The organism is Bacillus sp. S3 (genome assembly GCF_005154805.1).
Lineage (GTDB): Bacteria > Bacillota > Bacilli > Bacillales > Cytobacillaceae > Neobacillus.
On the sequence record NZ_CP039727.1, the window covers coordinates 3799087 to 3822359 of the forward strand.

General features: G+C 40.3%; 18 protein-coding genes and 1 other annotated feature. Of the genes, 6 read left to right on the top strand and 12 right to left on the bottom strand.

Annotation, left to right across the window (positions count from 1 at the left end; all coding sequences use genetic code 11):
* Nucleotides 1-72: 72 nt before the first annotated feature.
* The gene (locus FAY30_RS18495; protein WP_149871259.1) at nt 73-1503 is read right to left on the bottom strand and encodes a sensor domain-containing diguanylate cyclase; all 1431 of its coding nucleotides are present in this window, start codon (nt 1501-1503) and stop codon (nt 73-75) included.
* 363 nt (nt 1504-1866) lie between these two features.
* Between FAY30_RS18495 and rpsD the strand changes: the two genes are divergently transcribed.
* On the top strand, nt 1867-2469 hold the full coding sequence (rpsD, locus tag FAY30_RS18505; protein WP_149871261.1) for a 30S ribosomal protein S4: 603 nt from the start codon (nt 1867-1869) through the stop codon (nt 2467-2469).
* Between the two features lie 92 nt (nt 2470-2561).
* On the opposite strand, the gene FAY30_RS18510 is transcribed toward rpsD, so the two are convergent.
* The 5 genes from FAY30_RS18510 to tyrS all read right to left on the bottom strand — a co-directional run bounded on the left by FAY30_RS18510 (nt 2562) and on the right by tyrS (nt 10004).
* Nucleotides 2562-4148 (bottom strand): SagB family peptide dehydrogenase, encoded by a 1587-nt coding sequence (locus FAY30_RS18510; protein ID WP_149871262.1) that lies wholly within the window; start codon nt 4146-4148, stop codon nt 2562-2564.
* 24 nt (nt 4149-4172) lie between these two features.
* Nucleotides 4173-6110, bottom strand: coding sequence for a TOMM precursor leader peptide-binding protein (locus FAY30_RS18515; protein WP_149871263.1), 1938 nt, complete (start codon nt 6108-6110; stop codon nt 4173-4175).
* A complete protein-coding gene (locus tag FAY30_RS18520) occupies nt 6110-8056 on the bottom strand; it encodes a putative thiazole-containing bacteriocin maturation protein (protein ID WP_149871264.1) in 1947 nt (648 codons plus the stop codon). The genes FAY30_RS18515 and FAY30_RS18520 overlap by 1 nt, the downstream gene beginning before the upstream one ends.
* 238 nt (nt 8057-8294) lie before the next feature.
* Complete coding sequence (locus FAY30_RS18525; RefSeq protein ID WP_149871265.1) at nt 8295-8531, bottom strand: heterocycloanthracin/sonorensin family bacteriocin; 237 nt, start codon at nt 8529-8531, stop codon at nt 8295-8297.
* Between the two features lie 216 nt (nt 8532-8747).
* Nucleotides 8748-10004, bottom strand: coding sequence for a tyrosine--tRNA ligase (gene tyrS, locus FAY30_RS18530; protein ID WP_149871266.1), 1257 nt, complete (start codon nt 10002-10004; stop codon nt 8748-8750).
* Nucleotides 10005-10049: 45 nt separating this feature from the next.
* Nucleotides 10050-10268, bottom strand: a binding site (T-box leader).
* A gap of 147 nt (nt 10269-10415) precedes the next feature.
* Between tyrS and FAY30_RS18535 the strand changes: the two genes are divergently transcribed.
* Complete coding sequence (locus FAY30_RS18535) at nt 10416-13163, top strand: transglycosylase domain-containing protein (RefSeq protein WP_149871267.1); 2748 nt, start codon at nt 10416-10418, stop codon at nt 13161-13163.
* 51 nt (nt 13164-13214) lie between these two features.
* Here FAY30_RS18535 and acsA read toward each other — a convergent pair whose 3' ends face one another.
* The gene (acsA, locus tag FAY30_RS18540) at nt 13215-14933 is read right to left on the bottom strand and encodes an acetate--CoA ligase (RefSeq protein ID WP_149871268.1); all 1719 of its coding nucleotides are present in this window, start codon (nt 14931-14933) and stop codon (nt 13215-13217) included.
* A 229-nt stretch (nt 14934-15162) separates the two neighbouring features.
* On the opposite strand from acsA, the gene FAY30_RS18545 reads away from it, so the two are divergent.
* Genes FAY30_RS18545 through FAY30_RS18555 form a run of 3 tightly spaced genes read left to right on the top strand, consistent with a single transcriptional unit; the run spans nt 15163 to nt 17652 of the window.
* Entirely contained in the window at nt 15163-15795 is a 633-nt protein-coding gene (locus FAY30_RS18545) for a GNAT family N-acetyltransferase (RefSeq protein WP_149871269.1), read from the top strand.
* A 40-nt stretch (nt 15796-15835) separates the two neighbouring features.
* Nucleotides 15836-16483: an acetoin utilization AcuB family protein gene (locus FAY30_RS18550; RefSeq protein WP_149871270.1), complete on the top strand. Its 648-nt coding sequence runs from the start codon at nt 15836-15838 to the stop codon at nt 16481-16483.
* Nucleotides 16480-17652: an acetoin utilization protein AcuC gene (locus FAY30_RS18555; RefSeq protein WP_149871271.1), complete on the top strand. Its 1173-nt coding sequence runs from the start codon at nt 16480-16482 to the stop codon at nt 17650-17652. The genes FAY30_RS18550 and FAY30_RS18555 overlap by 4 nt, the downstream gene beginning before the upstream one ends.
* 277 nt (nt 17653-17929) lie before the next feature.
* On the opposite strand, the gene ccpA is transcribed toward FAY30_RS18555, so the two are convergent.
* The 5 genes from ccpA to FAY30_RS18580 all read right to left on the bottom strand — a co-directional run bounded on the left by ccpA (nt 17930) and on the right by FAY30_RS18580 (nt 21935).
* Nucleotides 17930-18928: a catabolite control protein A gene (ccpA, locus tag FAY30_RS18560; protein ID WP_149871272.1), complete on the bottom strand. Its 999-nt coding sequence runs from the start codon at nt 18926-18928 to the stop codon at nt 17930-17932.
* A 237-nt stretch (nt 18929-19165) separates the two neighbouring features.
* The gene (locus FAY30_RS18565; RefSeq protein ID WP_149871273.1) at nt 19166-20242 is read right to left on the bottom strand and encodes a bifunctional 3-deoxy-7-phosphoheptulonate synthase/chorismate mutase; all 1077 of its coding nucleotides are present in this window, start codon (nt 20240-20242) and stop codon (nt 19166-19168) included.
* Between the two features lie 312 nt (nt 20243-20554).
* A complete protein-coding gene (gene ytxJ, locus FAY30_RS18570; protein ID WP_149871274.1) occupies nt 20555-20887 on the bottom strand; it encodes a bacillithiol system redox-active protein YtxJ in 333 nt (110 codons plus the stop codon).
* Between the two features lie 69 nt (nt 20888-20956).
* Nucleotides 20957-21454, bottom strand: coding sequence for a YtxH domain-containing protein (locus tag FAY30_RS18575; RefSeq protein ID WP_149871275.1), 498 nt, complete (start codon nt 21452-21454; stop codon nt 20957-20959).
* 19 nt (nt 21455-21473) lie between these two features.
* Nucleotides 21474-21935, bottom strand: coding sequence for a DUF948 domain-containing protein (locus FAY30_RS18580; RefSeq protein WP_149871276.1), 462 nt, complete (start codon nt 21933-21935; stop codon nt 21474-21476).
* A 212-nt stretch (nt 21936-22147) separates the two neighbouring features.
* Between FAY30_RS18580 and FAY30_RS18585 the strand changes: the two genes are divergently transcribed.
* Entirely contained in the window at nt 22148-23263 is a 1116-nt protein-coding gene (locus tag FAY30_RS18585; RefSeq protein WP_149871277.1) for an aminopeptidase, read from the top strand.
* The last annotated feature ends 10 nt before the right edge of the window (nt 23264-23273 follow it).

Here is a 23273-nt window from a genome sequence, read left to right on the forward strand (position 1 = left end):
AAAACGTTTTCAAATATTTCTATAGTTTATGTTATTCCGTGTATATCGTTAGGTCACCCAATTAATGGGTGCCTAACTTACTCTAATATTGCTGCCATGAATGACCACTTTATTTTTCCCTGTCTCTTTTGCTGTGTATAAAGCTTCATCCGCTCTTTTAAACAAAGATTGATAGGAATCAAGCTTTTCAATATTCCAAGAGGTAACACCACATGACACTGTTATACGCGGCTTAGTGCATTCTGAAACTTTTTTAACGAGACGTTTAGCTATTTCTACCCCTGTATCTAAAGTGACCTTCGGGAGATATATGGCCAGTTCTTCACCACCCCAGCGGGCTCCCACATCATTTTCACGAATGTTCCCTCTAATCAGATTAGCTACCTGAATAAGCACCTCATCACCAATTTGGTGTCCATGCCGATCATTTATTTCTTTAAAATTATCAATATCAATAAGAATAAAGGTCCCTTCCTCATCCTTCTTCATCGAACGCTGGATTTTTTCATCCAAAAACTTTCGCGAACGAAGCTTTGTCAGATGGTCAGTGGTAGCCAGTATTTTCAATTCCTCTCTCAGCATGGAGTTAATTAACGCTAATGATGCATGATGGACGAGTGACTGGAGAAGCTTAAATGAGTCAAAAGAGAAGAAATAGGGCCTTGGGTGCATAATCATGCAAAAACCCTTTATTTTCTTACTGACAACTACCGGTACAGCCATAACCGAATGAAATCTTGTTCCATCATTTTTTTCGGATAGGGTAAGGTCCCCAATAAATAGCGGTTCATTTGCCATTTGTAATCTTTCTTTAATATAGTCAACATAGACCCGTGCCTGTTTAGTAAAATAATATGGGGTTGACCCAGGCAGTGCCTTCGCTTTTGCTTTATCTTGAGAAAACAGAAAAAAACCAACCTCTTTCGCCTCAAAAGAAGTCTTAATTTGCGTCGATATGAAATCAAAAGCCTCAGTTAACGGCTGGTTAGAATTTAGTTGATGCGATGTTTCGTTAATTAACTGTAAATCAGAAATCGTCCTAAGTGATTTTTGATAGATCTGGGCGTTTTCCATCGCCCCTCCCGCACTTTCTGAAAAAAAAGTAATAAACTCCACATCGCTAGCGGGAAATTCTGAAATATCAGGAGCAATGATTTGCAGTATCCCATACACGCTCTGCTTGCCTTTTAAAGGAGCATAAAGAATGGCATGCGGATCAAAATGCGAACATTCAAATTGAACCTTGCCAGATTCAAATGCATTTATAGCTGCAATATTTTCACTGTCGTATTCAAATTCAATTATCGGAAGGTCGCTATGATTGTGAGTATTTGTTGCAAGAAGTAAGTTATAGGAAAAGTTTGGGTATACTTCCTTAAGCGCGATAAATAATTCCCCTAATAACACTTCCATATCAAGAGTTGAATGAAGTTTCTCCGCTATTTGAAATAATTTTTTATATTTACCCACATCCAATAGTAAATCTCCTTCAAGAGTATCCATTCAAATTCCACCTGTATTTTACAATTCCAAAAATATACATCGTGCCCTAATTATAGTTAATATTAGGATACTTTTGGAATAACTTTTTGAATTATTTATTAATTTTTTTCTTACAGACTTTTTTATCAGCCAAAAATAAACTTGACTTAATAGGAATAAAAATTATATAATACTCCTTGTGTAAAATAGTGCAGCCTACAAGAATAAACTTAATTGTTTCATTTTGTTCCTCACACCTTTGTGATGGTGCATCGAGTAACCCTCCGCTGCTAGGGCGATGGTGCATGAAAACAAAATGACTGTTATTGTGTTTCTTAACGGTTTTTATTTTACCAAAATAAAAACACGAAGGAGGAGTCATTCATGGCTCGTTATACCGGCCCAAGCTGGAAATTATCCCGTCGTCTTGGAATCTCTCTAAGCGGCACAGGTAAAGAATTAGAAAAGCGTCCTTACGCTCCTGGACAACATGGTCCAAACCAACGCAAAAAGCTTTCTGAATACGGATTGCAATTACAAGAGAAGCAAAAGCTTCGTCATATGTATGGCGTAACTGAGCGCCAATTCCGTAATCTTTTCGTTAGAGCTGGCAAAATGAGCGGCGTTCACGGCGAAAACTTCATGATCCTTCTTGAATCTCGTCTTGACAACCTTGTATACCGTTTAGGTCTTGCTCGCACTCGTCGTGCAGCTCGTCAGTTAGTTAACCACGGACATATTTTAGTAGATGGTTCTCGTGTAGATATCCCATCATACCGTTTAGCTCCTGGCCAAACTATCAGCGTTCGTGAAAAATCACGCAACCTTGACGTAATCAAAGAAGCAATCGAAGTGAACAATTTCGTTCCTGATTACTTAACTTTTGATGCTGACAAATTAGAAGGTACATTCACTCGCTTACCAGAGCGTGCTGAACTTGCTGCTGAAATTAACGAAACCTTCATTGTTGAGTTCTACTCACGTTAATTGATTTGCTTATTAAATAGCCATAACAAAAACCCTAGAAACTTTGTTCTCTCAATGTTTCTAGGGTTTTTTATGCTTTACTCCTGTCTCTCCTAGGTAAGCAGCCTTCCTTTTAACCAGGCACGGGGACGGTATGGACCGATCGGGATTTGGATTAAGCTGGTTTTTCCTTTCGAATTAATCCTATAAAGTTCATCACATTGATTCGCATCGAATCCGAGAAGTGGATGCCCCCCCATCCCTAAGGCACATGACAATAAGAGCAATCGTTGCACGAGAATACCCGCTTCCATCTGTTGAATTCGATATCCTCTATATCCCAATTCCTCTTTGAGGTGCTTCCTATCTCCAATGACATGCATACAAAGCGGAACTTGATACAGATTCACATTAGGCATTATTAATCCAAATTGTAACAACTGCCGGTAATCCCCCTGAATTATACTCCGAAGTGCATGTGTGGAGTTGTCATAAGAATAGGCACCATTTGGAACTCCTTCTACGTTGTAAAAACTGCCATATAATGAAACACGACTCTCCACATTCCCATGTGTGCCATCAAGGTCATTCTGATACGAGAAGGAAAAGGTCTCTTTTAACAAAGTCGATAGTTGCGTTTGACTCACTTTACCCATTATAAAATCAAGATCCGGAGAATGCCGCTCCCTGCAAACGGCGGCGAAATCGTACGAAAAACTCTCGGCATAGGGAAGCAAGATCATTTCCGAATCCAAGGAAAGTTTCACATTACTGTCTTTCTTTATCTTCACAAATGACTCTGTTGTTTCAAACATGGATGCCTCATTAAATTTTTTCAGCATCGGATAATCCATAACCCTCTTTGAACGGTTATAGGAAACATGCTCCAACAGTGGGACTTCCCGACATAACTCAGTGGCAGAAATAATTTCCCCTCTATTATGTTCGTCGTCAACTCTCATGTTAGATGGATTAACAGATAATGGAATAACTGCATATACACTTTCATCCTGATTAGACAGACCAAGCAAATGATTAATCGACCGATCAAGAAATTGGTAATATACCCGAGATGAAAATCCTATTCGTTTGGCCACTTCTAAAGATTGGCCAATCAACACACCTGCATCTAACCCTTGGAGCCTATAGGAAAAATTATTGTATTTATAAAAGTTTTTCCAAAAAAGCGTTGAGATAAAAACAGTGCAAAAACTGTCAGAAAGATCACAGCTATTTCCAAGACTTCTTGATAAGTAGGAATCGTAATTTCCTTCTCGCAGCAAGAGGAGGCGGTGGTGTGCCGCATCGTAATGGTAAAGTCCAATTGGTGCGTCCTTCATCTTTATATACACATATAATTCATTGGGATATAACGCCCCTCCAGAGGGGACAAATCTGCGTAGTAACTGGGCATAGCTCGCATCCTCTATTCCCTCGGTGTCCCCGAATAAAGCGGATTGCGCGTATTGGGTAATGCCGTATACATACCATAAGAAATGACCTAGCTCCTTAAGACTGGGTTCCGTCTGAACTTCCCGTCCTTCCAGTGTTAACGGTACCTCTGCGTTCAGTGGAAACTCTGGTAAGCTGCGGTACAGTTTATAAGGAAGTGGTGCATCCTCCCAGTCCACTTGCCAATCTGGCGGAGCAACTTTTTTCGTATCAAAGTGAAGATGATGTACAAATGTTTCTAGCTCCAATCTTATACACCTCCTACTTCTCAATTATGGGAATGGGTGGGGAAAGGGATTAAGTTGTTCATACGATAACGGCTGTTTTATAAATCCAAGTTTCATTGGCACGCTAAGGACCCTCTCCAGCCCTTTCACACGGGTCAGGTGGTGTCCGAATGTCATCGGTAACATGCCAGGGATCAATACTTTCACACAGAACAATCCATTCCGTTTGGTTATCGGTGTCGTTTGATCCACCACGATGACCTCCAGATCTAACCGGTGGAACCTCTGAAGAATATCCTGAAGATCTTCCTTCAAATCAATATTTGCAGGCGGCTCCTTAAATTCCTCTGCAAATGTACGTAATGGACGTTGATTATCCAATAAAAAATTCAGCCGTTCCTCTGCTTCTCGCAGCCCGTAGAGCAAACCATGGTCTTCCATGGTACGTACTGCGAACGGATTCTGTAACATCTGTTGATATTTTTGCTGGTTTGCCTCCATTGTTTCGCCATGCCTAATCATTCCCGCAAGCTCGTAAATGGCACTTTTAACAGCCCTTACAGGATCAGGGTTAGCTCCCGCGGCACAAATGAGGTTTGCACCCTTGGATTTTAGGTTTTTTGCCACTGCCCACACGCTTGGAATCTCATGTTCCATCGTCGAATTAAAAAAAAGAAGGTCATATCCCGCCACCTCCCGCATCCGGTCGACCATCAGCTGTAATTCTTTATCGTTTACCGAACTAAGGTCAAGACGCGGAAGGGGGAGTTTTGCATACCAGGTTAACAAAAATGAATCCCGCTCGACAACCTCCATAATGGCATGGAAAATAGCTTCTTCTAAACTCCCCCCTAATGCGCATCCATTGGAGGTTTCATAAACAAAGCCCTCCCCATACCCCAAACTGTAATAGGCGAGTAACTCCGGAACAAGTATTGGACGTTCTTGTAAAAACGAATAACCCCAGACCCAATTCATTGGGTCATCAGGATGAAACGGTTTAAACGGAAAATGAGGCGTTTCATATTGTTCCTTTTCATGCAAACCTACTTTTTCAGGATTTAATGCATTTTTCTTTACATTTTGATAACTATCACGAACGATCGTCCTTTTTCCTCGAGGCCCAATCCCGCAATATCGTTCCAACCCTTCTAAAATGGCAGTCAGCTCACTCATTTCAAATGAATTAGACCGTCCAGCAACTCCCTCGTCCACTTCAAATAACGGCATATTCACTAATACATCAGCAAATGGCAGTGTGAAATCCTGCATTTTTCCATTCATGATACCAGTTCGATAATCCAGATAGTCTTTGACAAGTACTGTTTTAAATTCATCCATTGAACGGCTGCGATAACCACTGCCATTAAATTTAGGACTAGATTCTAACCTAATTTGAGCTAATTCTAGAGTATCATCAGGTATTGGCCTGCAAATCGGGCATAAGGGATAAGGTAAGAAAAGGTGACTAGAATTGGTTAACGATCTTAGGTTCATAATGTACACTTTTTCTTCTAAGTTGCTGGGTTTCCCTTGAAGAACCCTTTGAACTTCGTTGCATATCAAAGCTGCCATTTGAGATAGTCCAGTTCGTGATGCCCATGCATCTTGCATGACACCTTCACCTGCTGCCACTTTTTGCTGAAACTGCCACATTTCCTTCCGATCTGATCCAGCGATCAAGCGCCGAATGTCAGCACAGAAAGAACATCCTGGTGTATCGGGATGTACTAAGGGACCAATTATTCCCTCCCCAAATGAAACAAAACCTCGAAGCCACAAGATACCAGTGCTCCTGTATTTTTCTTCCGCTTTTTGATAAATGGCTGGATTCCAGGTATCGTGCAACACTAGAGCTAATTCTGTTTCTTCGGGAACCTCTTCAATTAGGCTTTGACGCTTTATGTGATAATTACCAGACAATTGATCAAAGACATAATCTGCTAATAAACCCTCTCCGTTAATGATAATATGGGCGGCCATTAGGAGTCCTCCTCTCGAACCTTCACACCATACACCCCTGCCAATTCCTGTTTTAAAAAAGGTTCGACTGCAAGATCATAAACGAAAAGGTGTTTGCTGTTTTCGTTCAACACCCGAATGGAAGATTGTAATAGCTCCAATTGTGTTATTTCTTCACAGGAAGGGATTGTGAATTTATATTCCTTTTCTTTCAAAAAAATAGCTGATTCCGATATTCTTTCGGTTCCATGCACCTGATTTTGTTTATCCATAAGCGCTTGTTGTAATGCCCTTCGTAAAGCCAACGTTGTATTTAAACCGGTACTTGTGTACCGACGTCCCTGCGACTTTACCCATATAACGGGGAAGCCCAGTATTTCCTTTTCTAAACCGACGGTCGGTGCACCATTTAAGGTAGTCAGGGCATTTAAATAAAATCTGCAGCGTTGATCTTCAATTTCTCCCAGTTGTACGCGAAAAACAGGATGCAATAGATCGTCCTTTCTATTTCTCCATTCTTTCTCTAAATAGGCTTGCAAACCGCGGCAAACAGCCTCTTCGACTGTTTCCCCGGCACCAATGCCGATCGAACCTCCTATTATGTTTTCACCAGCCTTATCTTTTTGATCATTACATTCCTTAAACAATTGTGAAACATACATTTCAATACCTGTCAGTCCCGCTTCCCTCTTTGCCTCCTCATGTGTAAAACCCGAACAGACAACCTCTGGCAGGAGGTCTGCTGGTCCCTCTGACACTGGATTAGCCGTTTGAACATAGCACTGTGAAAGAGGAAGCTGTTTCAAGTTTCGCTCCTCCCAGGTATGAAAAATTCCTGTTTCTTCTGAAGTTAGACGGCTGAAATATTCCAAAAGGTTACTCGAAGGTTTGGTTTTACTCTTTTCTTGCTTTATCCTTATATCAAGATCTTCCACCAATCCAGTAGAGATACTTTTATTTGTAACCAATGGATGTGTGGTGAATGAAAGCCAGTCTCCTTCCAGCGTTTCAAGATCAAGTTTGTAAATTTGGTTACTCTGATTTGACCCTGCAATTCCTGTAGCCTTCTTAAAAAATTCGAATACGGTAACATTGGCAAGAATGGCTCCGGACGTTGAAGAGAAAGATTGTTGCTGCCGCTCTAATTCCAATGAAGATTGATGTATTCTGCGCCATGCTGACTCCCAGCATCCCTCAGATTCCGGATAAACCAATGGGCCAGCAAGCCCCACTTGTTCTAAACAGATGGCAGGAAAAAATATTTTCCTTTGCTCTTTGCAAACCAGATTCAGATCCTTTAGTTCTTTTACATTTCCATCCTGAGAGACATATAGAATCCAATCATATGGATGCAAAGCTTTTCGCCAAAAACTCCTTCCTTCCCCTTCTTCAAATGGTACCTGCAAAGCCTCTACTTCAGAGTCAGCATTGCGGGCATTACGTACTAACTCATTTATCCGCAATGGATTTGTAGGTACTGAATCGGTTAACATGAAATGGAATTTGGGAAGTCCCGATTCAATTAATGCGGCAGCCAACGAAACCAGAAGGGATCCTGAACCGATTGCCAAAACTTTTGCTTGACGGTATTCTTGAAAACGGTACGCACCGGAATCTACAAAATTCTCAATAAATTCAATTTGTGAAGCATACTTTTCTAGGACTTTTGGGTTTAAATCATGTGTTCTATCTTGGCTTACATCTCGAACAAAGCCATTCTTGTACAGTGTTTCACCAATCTCATATACCCTGTTGCGATACGGCGCCGTTAATCCCTCTGTTATATCTCCCAATGATTGCTCCCCGTTAAACATCGGCACTAATTTTTCAATCCATTGGTAAATCGTATTTCCTTCCATTCGGAATGAACTTAAGTTATTTCTAAAATACACACCACCCTTTGGATCTTGCAGATAAAATGAATCCCTTTTGACCTTTAAACGTGTGGACGAGTTAAGTTTTGTCATTCAGCTCCTCCTTAATACATATCAATCCTAATTATGCACTATCATTTTATGTACATTTATTTGTCCATTATGATTATAAGAAAAGCGGAAGCGGCGTATGGCAAGGAGCTGGACATTTCTCACAGTCCAATGATTAATTATGTTATTACAAAAATAGAAGTGCCCCTGCGGCACATGTCCATGCAGGAGGCACTTCCTTATCATAAAATAACTATTTTTTTCTGAGACTCCAAAACAACTAAATAAAACCAAAACCGATACCGAAACAGCCGAAACCGAAACCGAAACAGCCAAAACCGAAGCAGCCGCCACAACCACCACAACGGAAACCGCATCCTCCGCAGCGGAATCCGCAGCCCCCGCAACGAAATCCAAACACTCGCATATCTTGACTCTGAGGATTTATAGGAACTAATTCACCAACTTGGTAATGATCCATTCCTAATGATTGTAAGCCATTCTGAAAATTATGCATTTTTTCCTCCCCTTTCTATATTATTCAACAGGCTGCACCTGAAGAGAGTGGAAAAATGAATACTCTCTTCAACAAAATATGATTTTTTTAGGTTGTTGTCACTGATTTAACCGCCTATTTTAGGTTTCAAAAAACCCCATACCAATTTTGGTACGAGGTTTTATATGGTATTGTTTTATGGAAAAAGGCTTTGGAGCATCCAAAGCCAAGAATGATTTAGAATTTAATTAACGTGTACTTCTTTTTCCCTCGTCTAATAATCGTGAATTGCCCTTCAATCCGATCACTTTCATCAAGTGTATAACTTGTATCTATTATCTTTTCACCATTTACGGTTACGGCTCCATTTGTAATATCCTCACGTGCCTGCCGTTTAGAAGGTGAAATCTTTGCCTCAACGAGCAGGTCAACTAGATTCCCCTCCGTTTCATTAGCATCGAAGGAAGGAACATCTTTAAAGCCTTGTTTAATTTCAGCGGCTGAAAGACTTTTTACATCTCCGCTAAATAATGCTTGAGAAATCTTAATGGCTTGCTGCAATGATTCCTCACCATGAATCAGGCGGGTCATCTCTTCTGCTAGCGCCTTTTGTGCTTTCCGTAAATGAGGTTCTTCGATAACTGCCGTTTCTAGTCCTTCAATTTCCTCATGTGATAAGAAAGTGAAAAACTTCAAGTATTTGACCACATCGGCATCAGCAGTGTTAATCCAGAACTGATAAAACTCGTAAGGTGTTGTCTTTTCTGGATCAAGCCATACAGCTCCGCCTTCCGTCTTTCCGAATTTTGTTCCATCTGCTTTCGTTACAAGAGGAATGGTTAATCCAAATGCTTTTGCACCCTCGGGCTGCATTTTCCTGATTAATTCTAGACCAGAGGTAATATTGCCCCACTGATCACTTCCCCCAATTTGTAATTTACAATTATGGTGTTCATACAAATGATTGAAATCCATAGCTTGTAAAATTGTGTAGGTAAATTCAGTAAAGGAAATCCCTGTTTCAAGCCTTGAAGCAATCGTATCTTTTGCCAGCATATAATTCACTCCAATATGCTTGCCGATATCACGTAAAAACGAAACGATATCCATTGATCCGGCCCAATCATAATTATTCACCATAACAGCACCATTTTCACCGTCAAAATCAAAAATAGCGGCAAGCTGCTGTTTGATTCCTTCAACATTCTTCTGCACAGCTTCAAGGGTTTGCAGATTCCGTTCTTCACTTTTCCCGCTTGGATCACCGATTAAGCCTGTTGCTCCACCGACCAATACGATAGGACGGTGACCGTGCTGCTGAAATCTTCTAAGTGTTAAAAACGGAACTAAGTGACCGATATGCAAACTATCAGCCGTCGGATCAGCTCCACAGTATAGGGAAATTTTCTGCGTGCTTAACAGTTCCTTTAATCCTTCTTCATCCGATTGCTGGTAAATGATGCCTCTTAGTGCTAAATCCTGTAATAAATCCATTCCTATTCCCTCCAAATAAACAAAATAAAAACGCCCCTGCAAAAATGCAGGGACGTAATTTTTACGCGGTACCACCCAGCTTGAGGAAGATTCCTCCAACTCAAAAAATTAACGGTTTTTGCCGTTTTCTGCTACTTACAAATGGTTTCACAGAAAAAGCTCAAGGAGGTAATTCATTCTTCTATATGTATCAGCTCGCACCACCGCTGACTCTCTACAAACAGGGATAGAAGAACTACAGTTGATTCCCATCACAGCTTTAATATTATTATTTGGTTATCATTTTTTTATCATATTTCAATACACCTGTCAAATATCAACTGGAAATTTCAGAAAATGTAGAAGGTTGTCAGTTTTTGCCTCGTCAATATGCTATAATGGATGTGATTTTATAATGAGGTGATGCTCTGAATGAATGAAAGAATGCAAGTGTGGATGGAAAAGGCAAAGTCCATACTTAACTTGTTTACCCATAAAAAGACGATAAAAAGGGCGCGAATTACCTATCAAGTTGTTTGGAATTTATGTCTTCTCGTGCTCATAGTCGTCATTCTCGGCGGATCGTTTGCAACAGGTGTTGGCGCCGGTTATTTTGCCTCACTTGTAAAAGATGAACCCATCCGCTCATACGAAAGTATGAAAAAAGATATTTATAATTACACGGAAACATCAGATTTATACTTTGCCAATGATGTTTATCTAGGCAGACTTAGATCAGACCTTGTTCGCGAAGAAGTCAAGATTGATCAGGTATCCAAGGATTTGACCAATGCTGTGATTGCAACCGAGGACGAATATTTCTATCAGCATAAAGGTGTTGTGCCAAAGGCTGTTTTCCGTGCCCTCTTCCAAGAAGTCACAAACTCCGCTGTTCAATCGGGCGGAAGTACATTGACACAGCAACTAATCAAAAATCAAATTTTAACAAATGAGGTTTCATTTCAGCGGAAAGCCAATGAAATATTACTTGCGTTAAGATTAGAGAAATTCTTCGATAAAAAAGAAATACTTGAAGCATATCTGAATGTTTCTACGTTTGGGAGAAATGCTTCCGGACAGAACATTGCCGGTGTTCAAGCAGCTGCAAAAGGAATCTTCGGGAAAAATGCTGCTGAATTGTCTCTTCCGCAGGCAGCTTTCATTGCAGGCCTGCCTCAAAGTCCATTTGGCTACACTCCTTTTACAAGGGAAGGTACCGTGAAGAATAATCTTGAACCAGGTCTCGCAAGAATGAAAACAGTATTAAAAAGGATGTTAGATGGCGGATACATAAACCAGCAGCAATATGCGGAAGCTTCGGCCTACGACATTACAAAGGATTTTACCACACCTGTTGCGAATCCGCTTGAAAACTATCCTTGGCTTACTTTTGAAATTGAGAAAAGAGCGATTGAAGTATTGACCAATGAGTTAGCTCAAAAAGACGGGTACACAGAGAAAGATTTAAAAAATGATGACACTCTTTATTACAAATATAAAACATTAGCCGATCATGATTTACATCAGAACGGATATCAAATTCATTCAACAATTGACAAAGAAATTTATGATGCTATGCAAGTGGTTAAAAATAATTATAAAAACTACGGCCCTGATAAGCCTGAGGAAAAGAAGGATCCAGAAACTGGTGAAATGGTAACAGTAATGGAACCTGTTGAAGTCGGGGCAGAACTTATTGAAAATAAGACTGGGAAAATTATCAGTTTTGTTGCCGGAAGAGACTACAATAAACAAAAACTTAACCATGCAACTAGTGCATACAGGCCCAACGCTTCCACCATGAAGCCGCTTCTTGTTTATGGCCCGGCAATTGAGTTGGGTAAAGCTTCACCAGGCACGCCGCTGCCAAACGTTGCCTTAAACTTTATTCCCGGAAGAAGCAAACCATGGCCGCAAAACTATGATTATCGCTACAGTGGTATAGTGTCTGCAAGATATGCTCTTGCAAAATCATATAACGTTCCTGCTGTAAAATTATACAAAGATATTGTTGAGCAGCAACCTGCTAAGTATTTAGAAAAAATGGGTTTTACTTCACTATTGCCGCCAGACTTTACTAACCTTTCCACTGCCATTGGATCAATGGAGAAGGGTGTCACAATTGAAGAAAATACGAACGCATTTAGTACCTTTGCAAACAATGGTAAATTTATTGATGCTTATATGATTGAAAAAATTGTTGATAAAAACGGTAAAATAATCTATCAGCACGAAGTAAAACCTGTAGATGTTTTCAAACCGCAAACAGCTTATTTAACGCTTGATATGATGAGGGATGTTATTAAATCGGGTACTGCTGCTGGAATTAATGGTAAGTTAAAGTTTAAAGCGGATTGGGCAGGAAAAACAGGTACAGGGAATGAATATACTGATGCCTGGCTGGTTGCCACTAATCCTAATGTAACCTTTGGTGTTTGGACTGGTTATGATACACCTAAATCGCTGCAATCTAAAGGGATGTCTTATAGCCAACGGAACAATAACCTTTGGACTGATTTAATCAATTCAGCATATTCCATCAAGCCGGATTTAGTGGCTCCTAAAGAATCCTTTCCAATGCCGGATGGAATTGTGAAACGATCTTATTGTGCCGTATCAGGTATGCTTCCATCTTCGGCCTGTTCTAAAGCGGGATTAATTGAAAGTGATTACTTCAATGTGAATGATGTTCCTACAAAAGTAGATGATAGCTTGGTAGAAGGTAAATTTGTCACCATTGGGGATAAGAAATATTTAGCCTTAAATTCCACACCACAAGAGTTTGCCCAATTCGGTTTAATATTAAACCCGGATTTTATCACTCGGATGGTCGGAAATAATTTCAAAAATTACAGCCAGCTTATTCCACAGAAAGATCGTTGGGGGAAAATACTCGTACCTACCGCTAAGATGGTGGATAACGGCAAGAACCCAGATGGTGTCAGTTTATCTGTATCTGGTAATACATTAACATGGACATCCTCTCCTGATAATGATGTGGTCGGATATCGTGTATATCAAAGCGGAGCAAAAATTGCAAGTATAACAAACGGCTCTAGTTTAGCATTTAATGCAGGCAATGGCGCCTTCTATGTAACGGCAGTCGATATCGCAGGAAAAGAATCTGCTCCTTCCAATGTTGTTGAGGTGGGGGCAACAACTGAAACAGTTCCTCAATAACAAAAACCGCACCAAGGTAATTTACCTGGTGCGGTTTTTCTAATCCTACTTTTAGTCTTCCATCGTTGAAAGATCACCTGTAGGTAAATTAAGTTCCCATGCCTTTAATACACGTCTCATAATTTTACCGCTTCGTGTTTTTGGCAGTTTTTCGCGGAAATCAATTTCTCTTGGGGCAGCGTGGGCGGCAAGCCCTTTTTTCACAAACTGCCTGATTTCTTCTTTTAATTCTTCTGTCGCTTCATAACCATCCCTTAGTGCGACAAAGGCCTTAATTATTTCCCCGCGGACAGGGTCAGGTTTTCCGATGACTCCAGCTTCTGCTACAGCCGGGTGCTCAACAAGCTTACTTTCTACTTCGAATGGACCAACACGCTCTCCAGATGTCATAATGACATCGTCCACCCTTCCTTGGAACCAGAAATAGCCATCCTCATCCATATACGCGGAGTCCCCTGAAACATACCATCCATTTGGCATAAAGTAGGACTCGTATTTCTCCTGGTTATTCCAAATCGTATGCATCATCGATGGCCAGCCCTTTTTAATCGCAAGGTTCCCCATTCGATATGGCGGCAGCTCACTCCCTTGATTATCAACTATCGCCGCGGTCACCCCAGGAATTGGTTTACCCATTGAACCAGGCTTAATCACCATACAAGGGTAGTTGCTAATCAGCTGTGCACCTGTTTCAGTCATCCACCAGTTATCATGGATCCGATGATTAAATACTTTCACGCCCCATTTTACTACTTCAGGATTTAACGGTTCACCGACACTTAACACATGGCGAAGGCTGCTTAAGTCGAATTTCTTAACTAGCTCATCGCCTGCACCCATTAGCATCCGGAACGCCGTTGGAGCGCTGTACCAGACTGTCACCCCAAAATCTTCTATCATTTGATACCATGATTCAGGGCTGAAACGGCCGCCGATAATAACGTTTGACGTTCCTGTCAACCAAGGTCCAAAAATCCCGTATGATGTCCCTGTAACCCATCCTGGGTCAGCTGTACACCAGTATACATCTTCTTCTTTTAAATCCAGCACCCATTTAGCCGTTTGATAATGCTGTAACATTGCATTATGTACATGAAGTACGCCTTTAGGTTTTCCGGTAGAACCGGAGGTATAATGCAGAATGAGGCCATCCGTCCGATCGACCCATTCAATTTTGAGGTCTTTACTGGCTGATTCGAATTTCTCTAAAAAGTCAATATACTGCCCCTGTTCTTCGACATTTTTTCCAACTAGAAAAATATGCTTCAACTCCGGTAACTCTTGAACAGGTACACGCCCCAGCAATTCCGGAGTTGTTACTAAGACTTTCGCTCCGCTGTCCTGCAGGCGGTCTCTTACAGCTCCCTCCATGAATGCTTCAAATAACGGGCCGACGATGGCACCTAGCTTAATAGCACCTAGAACAGTAAAATAAAGCTCAGGAGACCTTGGCATGAAAATAAATACACGGTCACCTTTTTCGACATCGCCATAACTTTTTAATACATTTCCAGCCTTATTTGATAGTTCCTTCATTTCCTTGAAGGTATATTTCTCATTTCTTGAACCATCACGGTAGTATAGGGCAATCTTATTTTTCCGATGGGTTTTTGCATGTCGGTCAATAGCCTCATAAGCCATATTAACAAGCCCTGTTTCACTCCAAGAGAATTCTTTTTCTGTTTCCTTCCAGTCAAACTGTCTGTACGTTTCTTCATAATTGCTTAGATTATGCTCCCCTAGCACAACTGGCAACGCTTCCACTTTCATTTCCATCTCCCCCTCTTGGCTAGTATGAGATTATTATAGTACAAATAAGGACTATTCACAATTTTAAAAATATATTTAGAAAAATTTAATTATCAGATGACAGCATGAGTAATTAATTTGCGGCCCGCTCCTTAACCATAAAACAGAAAATTTTGTGAAATCGCTTTATCGCAATAGATTTTATGTATAATAGAGTTGAACACTAACGATCTCTCAGGTAGGTGACCGTATGGAACACAAAAAGATTTACAACGCAAAGCAGTTAAAAACTCCGCATGGGTCCCTTATTGTTGAAGGGCCAATCACTTCAGATAAACTTAAGGGCTATGAATTTCACAAAGACCTTGTTGCATTCCGACCGCCTGAACAGCAGCATCAAGCTTTAATTGGCATTGCTGAACTTCCGGAAGGGAGAATTATTATTGCCAGACATCGGGACACCATTGTTGGTTATGTTACCTATCTTTACCCCGATCCGCTAGAACGTTGGTCAGAAGGCAAAATGGATAATTTAATCGAATTGGGTGCTATCGAAGTCATTCCGCAATTTAGGGGCTGTTCAGTCGGTAAAAATCTCTTGATTGTCTCGATGATGGATGATGCCATGGAAGATTATATTACGATTACGACCGAATATTATTGGCATTGGGATCTAAAAGGGACCAAATTAAATGTGTGGGATTACAGAAAGGTCATGGAAAAGATGATGAATGCCGGCGGCCTTGAGTGGTATGCCACAGATGACCCTGAAATATGTTCCCACCCCGCTAATTGCCTGATGGCCCGGATGGGGAAACGAGTTGATCTGGCATCCATTCAAAAATTTGACCGTTTACGATTTATGAACCGGTTTATGTATTAAATATTTTCCTGATAATGCTTGCGATAGGGGTGATTTTTTTATGATAGTAGAGGAAATTATGAAAACAGACGTTGCTACCCTTTTCCCATCTGATACAATAGCTGATGCCATTGACCTAATGGAGGCACGGAAGATCCGCCACATCCCCATCATTGATCTCGAAGGACAATTAGTCGGCTTGGTTACGGTTGCAAAAATACGGGAAGCTACGCCGTCTATTTTTCGTGCAAATGAACATCCTGAAGATTTAAAAAAGCCACTGGAGATGATTATGGAGCGAAATGTCATTACCGGACATCCGCTTGATTTTGTCGAGGAGGTTGCAGGACTTTTCTATGAGCATAAAATAAGCTGTATTCCCATCATCAATGATCGGAAACTGGCGGGAATTGTAACAGAAACGGATTTGCTTCGAACACTTGTTGAGTTAACGGGGGCACATCAGCCAGGTTCACAAATCGAAATAAAGGTACCTAACCTTACTGGTAAACTAAGCGACATTACTACTGTTATTAAAAAGCGGAAAGCAAATATTCTAAGCGTGCTCGTTTATCCTGACAAAACAGATGATCATTTTAAAATCCTTGTCATCAGAGTACAGACTATGAATCCGACTGCCCTCATTCAGGATCTTAAAGATGCGGGACACCAAGTTTTATGGCCAAATCTGCCGGGGATTTCCTTATGAGTGATACCTGCTCCTTTGTTTTTTCAGAAGAGCTGCTGAATTATAAATTCAGCAGTCATCATCCTTTTAACCAATTCCGGCTTAAACTAACAGTAGATCTATTAAATAAAATGAACGCCCTGAATCCCGGACAAGTAATCCCGCCCAAAATGGCATCTGAAGAAGAATTAGCCCTTATTCATGATAAAAGTTACATAGAAGCAGTAAAAAAAGCAGGGCATGGGCAGCTCGCAAATGAAATTGCTGAAAACTACGGCTTGGGTACAGAGGATACACCTATTTTCCCTAATATGCATGAAGCGAGTTCTTTATTGGTTGGCGGTACTTTAACAGCAGTTGATCAAGTCATGACAGGGAAGGCCCTCCATGCCCTTCATCTAGGCGGAGGACTGCACCATGGTTTTCGCGGTAAAGCATCTGGATTTTGTATCTATAATGACAGCTCCGTAGCGATTAAATATTTGCAGGAAAAATATAATGCACGCGTGTTATATGTTGATACCGATGCCCATCATGGCGATGGAGTTCAATGGTCCTTCTATGATGACCCTAATGTGTGCACCTTATCGATTCATGAGACAGGGAGATATTTATTCCCTGGTACCGGAAACATTAATGAACGAGGTCAAGGAAAAGGATACGGTTATTCCTTTAATATCCCTGTGGATGCCTTCACTGAAGATGAATCCTGGCTGGATGCGTACAGACAATCCATCAAAGAAGTGGCTTCCTTTTTTAAACCGGATGTCCTCCTGACTCAAAACGGGGCGGATTCACACTTTCTTGATCCCCTAACCCATTTATCAACAACCATGAAGACTTATCGGGAAATACCAAAGCTGGCACATGAAATTGCCCATCAATATTGTGACGGGAAATGGATTGCGGTTGGCGGAGGTGGTTATGATATCTGGAGAGTGGTTCCAAGAGCATGGTCGCTAATATGGCTTGAAATGACGGAAAACCCAAATTGTTATGGCAGTTTACCGGAAGAGTGGCTCATTCAGTGGCAGAAAGAGTTGCCAGTGCCATTACCAAAAGAATGGGATGACCCAGAAGATTTATATACACCCATCCCAAGAAAAGCCGAGATAACCGAAAAAAATTTACTTACAGTTGAAAAAGCCCTTTATCCAATCAAAAATTCTAAAAAGAGTGAGTCTGTTTAAAAAGGGCTGCCATGGGGCAGCCTCTTTTAAAAAGATAAGAACGTATAAATTTCGACTTTGAGAAATGTCCAGCTCCAGCGCCCTAGCGCCTAGTGTCCTTCGCTCTCCGCCCTACGATAAGTCAACATCGAATCGCTAACGCTCTTCGTGTTTCCTTTATCTCAGTTGGAGCGCTCCACAAGGAACGCTTCGGCAGCATAGGCATCGCACGAAGGAAAAGCGTTAGCTTTTCCGAGGAGGCCATACGCCGCTGAACAGGGTGCTTGCGCTTTTCTTATTATTTTGTTGATTGACGATGTTCAATTCTATGTGGAAGGACCACAATTTGATTTTCTGTTTTTTCCTTATTCATTAATTTGGTTAAGAGCCGCATCGCAACTGCACCAATATCATATAATGGCTGAACAATCGTTGTAAGTTGTGGACGTACCATAAGTGACAGCCTTGTATTGTCTGAAGTAATGATTTCAAAGTCTTCAGGAATACTAAATCCTTTGTCCTGTGCCCCATGAACAACCCCGAGCGCCATTTCATCAGAACCCACTAAAATAGCTGTTGGTCTTTCAGCAGCCTCCATTAATTTGTCAAAGGCTTCAATCCCAGTGTCGTACGTATAATCTCCTTCAACAACAAGCTCTTCATTATACGGTAAACCAGCGTCTTGCAGCGCTCTTTGGTATCCTTTAAGTTTTTTCTGCGCATTTTTGGGTTCATGAAGCGGGCCGACAACAAATGCAATGTTCTTATGGCCTTTATCAATAAATCCCTTAATAGAATCATAAACGGCTGCTTCGTAATCAATATTAACAGAAGGGATTTGATTAGACTCTTCGATTGAGCCTGCCAGTACAATAGGCACCGGTGATTTTTCAAATTCCTCAACATGATCAGCGGTAATATTTCCTCCCATAAACACAAGGCCATCCACTTGTTTCCCAAGCATGGTATTAAGTAAATGTAATTCCTTATCTTTATTTTGGTCGGAATTGCTTAAAATGATATTGTATTTATACATTGTGGCAATATCTTCAATACCACGGGCTAATTCAGCGAAAAAGATATTGGAGATATCCGGAATGATTACCCCTACTGTTGTTGTTTTTTTACTTGCAAGTCCTCTTGCCACGGCATTTGGACGATAGCCTAATCTTTCAATAACCTCTAACACTTTTTTCCGGGTCACAGGTTTAACATTTGGATTCCCATTGACTACACGGGAAACTGTAGCCATTGATACATTGGCTTCTCTTGCCACATCATAAATTGTGATATTCACGTATAACACTCTCCTAAAACGTACATTGTTTTCTTTATTTTACAACAGCTTGTGTAAACTTAGTCATTTTTGTTTAATGTTTGTGAGGACATAAACAATCTTAAATATGTACTTAATGATACGATAAGATTAGTAAAGCCGCAATTGCATTTGTCAATATTTTTTTAAAGACTTTTATATTAATCAAAAATACCTTCTGCAATGAACCGCAGAAGGTAAAATTGTATATATTCCATATTAAATTTTCACAAAATTGGATGCAAGCAATTCGCTATAAAAATGGTCAAACTGTTCAAGATTCATTTGCTGCTGTGCATCAGAAAGGGCTACGGCAGGGTCCGGATGAACTTCGGCCATTACCCCATCAGCACCGATAGCAATCGCAGCTTTCGCGCAAGGAAGCAGCAAATCTCTTCTTCCTGTTGAGTGGGTTACATCGACCATTACAGGCAAATGGGTTTCTTGTTTTAAAATTGGAACCGCTGAAATATCAAGCGTATTTCTTGTTGCACGTTCATATGTCCTTATTCCACGCTCACAAAGAATGATTTGTCCATTTCCTTGTGCCATAATATATTCCGCAGCATTGATAAATTCCTCGATTGTTGCAGAAATCCCTCTTTTAAGCAGTACAGGCTTTTTAACGGCACCGGCAGCTTTTAACAATTCAAAGTTCTGCATGTTGCGGGCACCAATTTGAATGACGTCAATATAATCAATAGCCATTTCAATATCAGCTGGATTCACAATCTCACTTATAACTGCCATATCAAATTCATCTGCCACTCGCTTTAAAATCTTTAGGCCTTCTACCCCTAAGCCTTGGAAATCGTATGGAGAGGTTCTTGGTTTATAGGCACCGCCGCGTAATAGCTTTAAGCCTTTTTCTTTCATCGCTTTTGCGACAGTTGCTACCTGCTCATATGATTCTACAGCACATGGGCCAAAAACGAAGTGCTGCTTTCCATCTCCAATATTTTCACCCTTTAAGTTAACAAGCGTATTTTCTGGCTTCTTCTTTCTTGAGACAAGCAGTGCTTTTTCATGATCATCTTTTTGCAAATCTAATCCTGCTTTAAAAATTTCTTTGAAAAGATGATCGATGGTAGAATTTTCAAACGGTCCATCGTTATGTTCTTTAATCACTTCAAGCATTTTTCTTTCACGGACTGGGTCGTAACGATACACTCCTTGATTTCCTTTAACTCGTCCAATCTCTTGAACAAGCTGAGCTCTTTCATTAATAACCCTCAACAATTCTAAGTTAAGTTCATCTACCCGTGTCCTCAGTTGATCCAATTCATTATTGGTCATTATTCGTCCCCGTCCTTTCATTTGCAAATCATTTATCACCTAAGTACATAGATGTATTTTCTGGCATAACTAGATGATTTACAAGCATAAAGTTTTAAAGTTTTCAATTTTTTAATAATTAGGGTTTATTATAGCTGAAATGTATTCTCTTGTCACTAATTTTTTCTTTATCAATTAAACGCTTTTAAGTGCTAAAGCGACCAATCTATAATAGAGTATTATATGCTAATTTTCTCGATCTGTTCATCAACACACACTTAAATTTATAATTAAATGAGGATGAACTATTCACCCTCATTTTTTTAATTGTTTTTATTGAGTTCCACCGCTGGCACTTGCTAACGAACGATTGGTTATTTTCCAGTGTGAGGCATTCCATAATGGTTCTCCGTTTGCAAAGAGAATCGCTTGTGGGGACTCGTGCTTAATCTGAAATCTTTCCGCGATCTCGTTCGATAACGGTCGTGAATCTTGAACCGCTATATAAAACGTTGGAACCCCATGATTTTCATTGGAGAATTTTTCATACTCCTGATATGCTGCATGGCTAATTGGACATGTTAAACTGTGCTTCAAAAGGTAAAATTTGCTTTCATTTGCAATTAATTGATCAAATTGTTCAACGGACTCAATTTTTTCAAGCATGTAAAAACCTCCAATTAATAGATAAACGGTGAAGTAATTTTATCACTTCACCGTTTTTATCACAAATAATTAAATTTTTACCTTGCTCTCTTCTTCATCAAAAGCCTTTTGCGCCTCTTCTAATTTTCTTCTTATTTCGCTGCTGTCAAGGGGTTTGAGTTTAATCGATTTCTTCTTGGCTTCTGAAGCTTCTTTTGAGTTATGAATAGGAATGTAGATTAATTCCGATTCTTCCACTGTTTCCTCTGAATTCGCGGATTTCCCCTTTACCTTATTTAATAAGCCTGAAGATTGCTGTACGATTCCTTGCGAAAGCGAGGATGTTTTAGACATGAATTCATTACCCTTACTCATCACATTTTCCCGCAATTGACCAGACTTGTCCATAATTGAACCTGCTTGATTACTCAATGTAACCCGCAGTTCCTTGCCGGTCTTGGGAGCCAAGAAAAGTGCCGCAGCGGCTCCGACCACACCGCCGATTAACGCACCAAGTAAAAAGCTATTAGAAGACTCCTCATTGCGGCTTTGATTCGTATCTCTTGATTCATATTCTCTACTGGACATTTTATTAACCTCCTTTTTATTAGTGAGCCCTTACCCTTTGTTTTTCTTGTGAACTTACTTCCCCTTTTAATTGCTTTCTAGCCTGCCACTTATCCTTTAATTCAAGAAGAATATTACCCCATTGCACAATTTGTGAGATTTTCTCTTTACTCTCTTCTACCTGTTGATCAACAGAATTGGTAATGTTTTTAAGAGTTCCATTAAATTGTGAAACAGTAGTGCCTACATCCTTCACGGCTTCCACCACACTATTTAAACTTTCAGATTTCTGCTGAATATCTTCAGCAAGGGCATTTGTCTTTTGTAAAAGTAACGTGGTTTCAGTTGTTACGCCATCCAATTGTTTTTCTAAGCCCGTCAATGTGTTCGAAACACTAGTCAGTGTAACTTGAAGTGATTTGAGTGTTGTCGATAAGTAGATGACAAGCACAAAAAACGCAATTGCTATCAATGCTACGCTTAAATATAAAATAATTTGCATCGTGCACCTCCGCCTTAATTCTATCATTATGTATTACCCATCCAATAAGGTTATAAACCTCGCTCAATATCTTATACTACTTCCCTATTTCTGTCTTGTTTTCCTGCTATAAATTTAAAATTTTGTCCTAACTGTTTATTGTCATTTCAACTTTTCCGCTGGATTCGGGTACAATAGAAATGGAAGTTATTTTTGTTGTTGGAGGCGTTAGTGTGAAGGATCTTCGTATCGAGAAACTAGCAAAAAATTTAATTAATTATTCTGTTCAGCTACAAAAAGGTGAAAAGGTACTAATTGAAAACTTCGGTCTGCAGCGTGAACTTGTTACTGCCCTTGTCAATGAGGCCTATGCCGCAGGAGGTTACCCTTTTGTACTTTTAAAAGACCATCAGGTTGACCGTTCATTGCTATTAGGTGCACAAGAAGAACAATTTAGCCTGATAGCCGATTTTGAAGCAAATGTAATGAGTAAAATGGATGCATACATAGGCCTGCGCTCTGGCGATAACATCAATGAGCATGCAGATGTCCCGGATGAGAAAATGAAGATTCACGGCAATACGATTGGCAAAAAGGTGCACCGTGATATTCGTGTTCCAAAAACTAAATGGGTTGTTCTCAGATACCCAACCTCTAACATGGCTCAATTAGCAAAAATGAGTACAGAGGCATTTGAAAACTTTTACTTTGATGTTTGTAACCTGGATTACAGTCAAATGGACCAAGCAATGGACAGCCTTGTAGAATTGATGAACCGAACGGACAAGGTTCGCCTCACAGGACCCGGTACAGACCTCAACTTCTCGATTAAGGATATTCCTGCGATTAAGTGTGCCGGCAGATTAAATATACCAGACGGCGAGGTTTATACTGCACCTGTTCGTGAATCGGTTAATGGCGTGATCACTTATAACACCCCTTCCCCCTACCAAGGATTCACGTTTGAAAATGTGAAGCTTACATTTAAGGATGGCAAAATTGTCGAAGCAGAATCCAATGATACCAGCCGAATTAATAAAATCTTTGATACGGATGAAGGGGCACGTTATGTTGGGGAATTTGCGATTGGCGTAAATCCATTTATCCTGACTCCAATGCAAGACATTCTTTTCGATGAAAAGATTTGCGGCAGTTTCCACTTTACCCCTGGCCAATGCTATGATGATGCTTTTAATGGAAATCATTCGAATATCCATTGGGATATGGTCAATATCCAGCGCCCGGAATACGGCGGCGGAGAAATCTATTTTGATGATGTATTAATTCGAAAAGATGGCTTATTTGTATTGCCGGAATTAGTAGTATTGAATCCAGAAAATCTTAAATAATTGAAAAGGA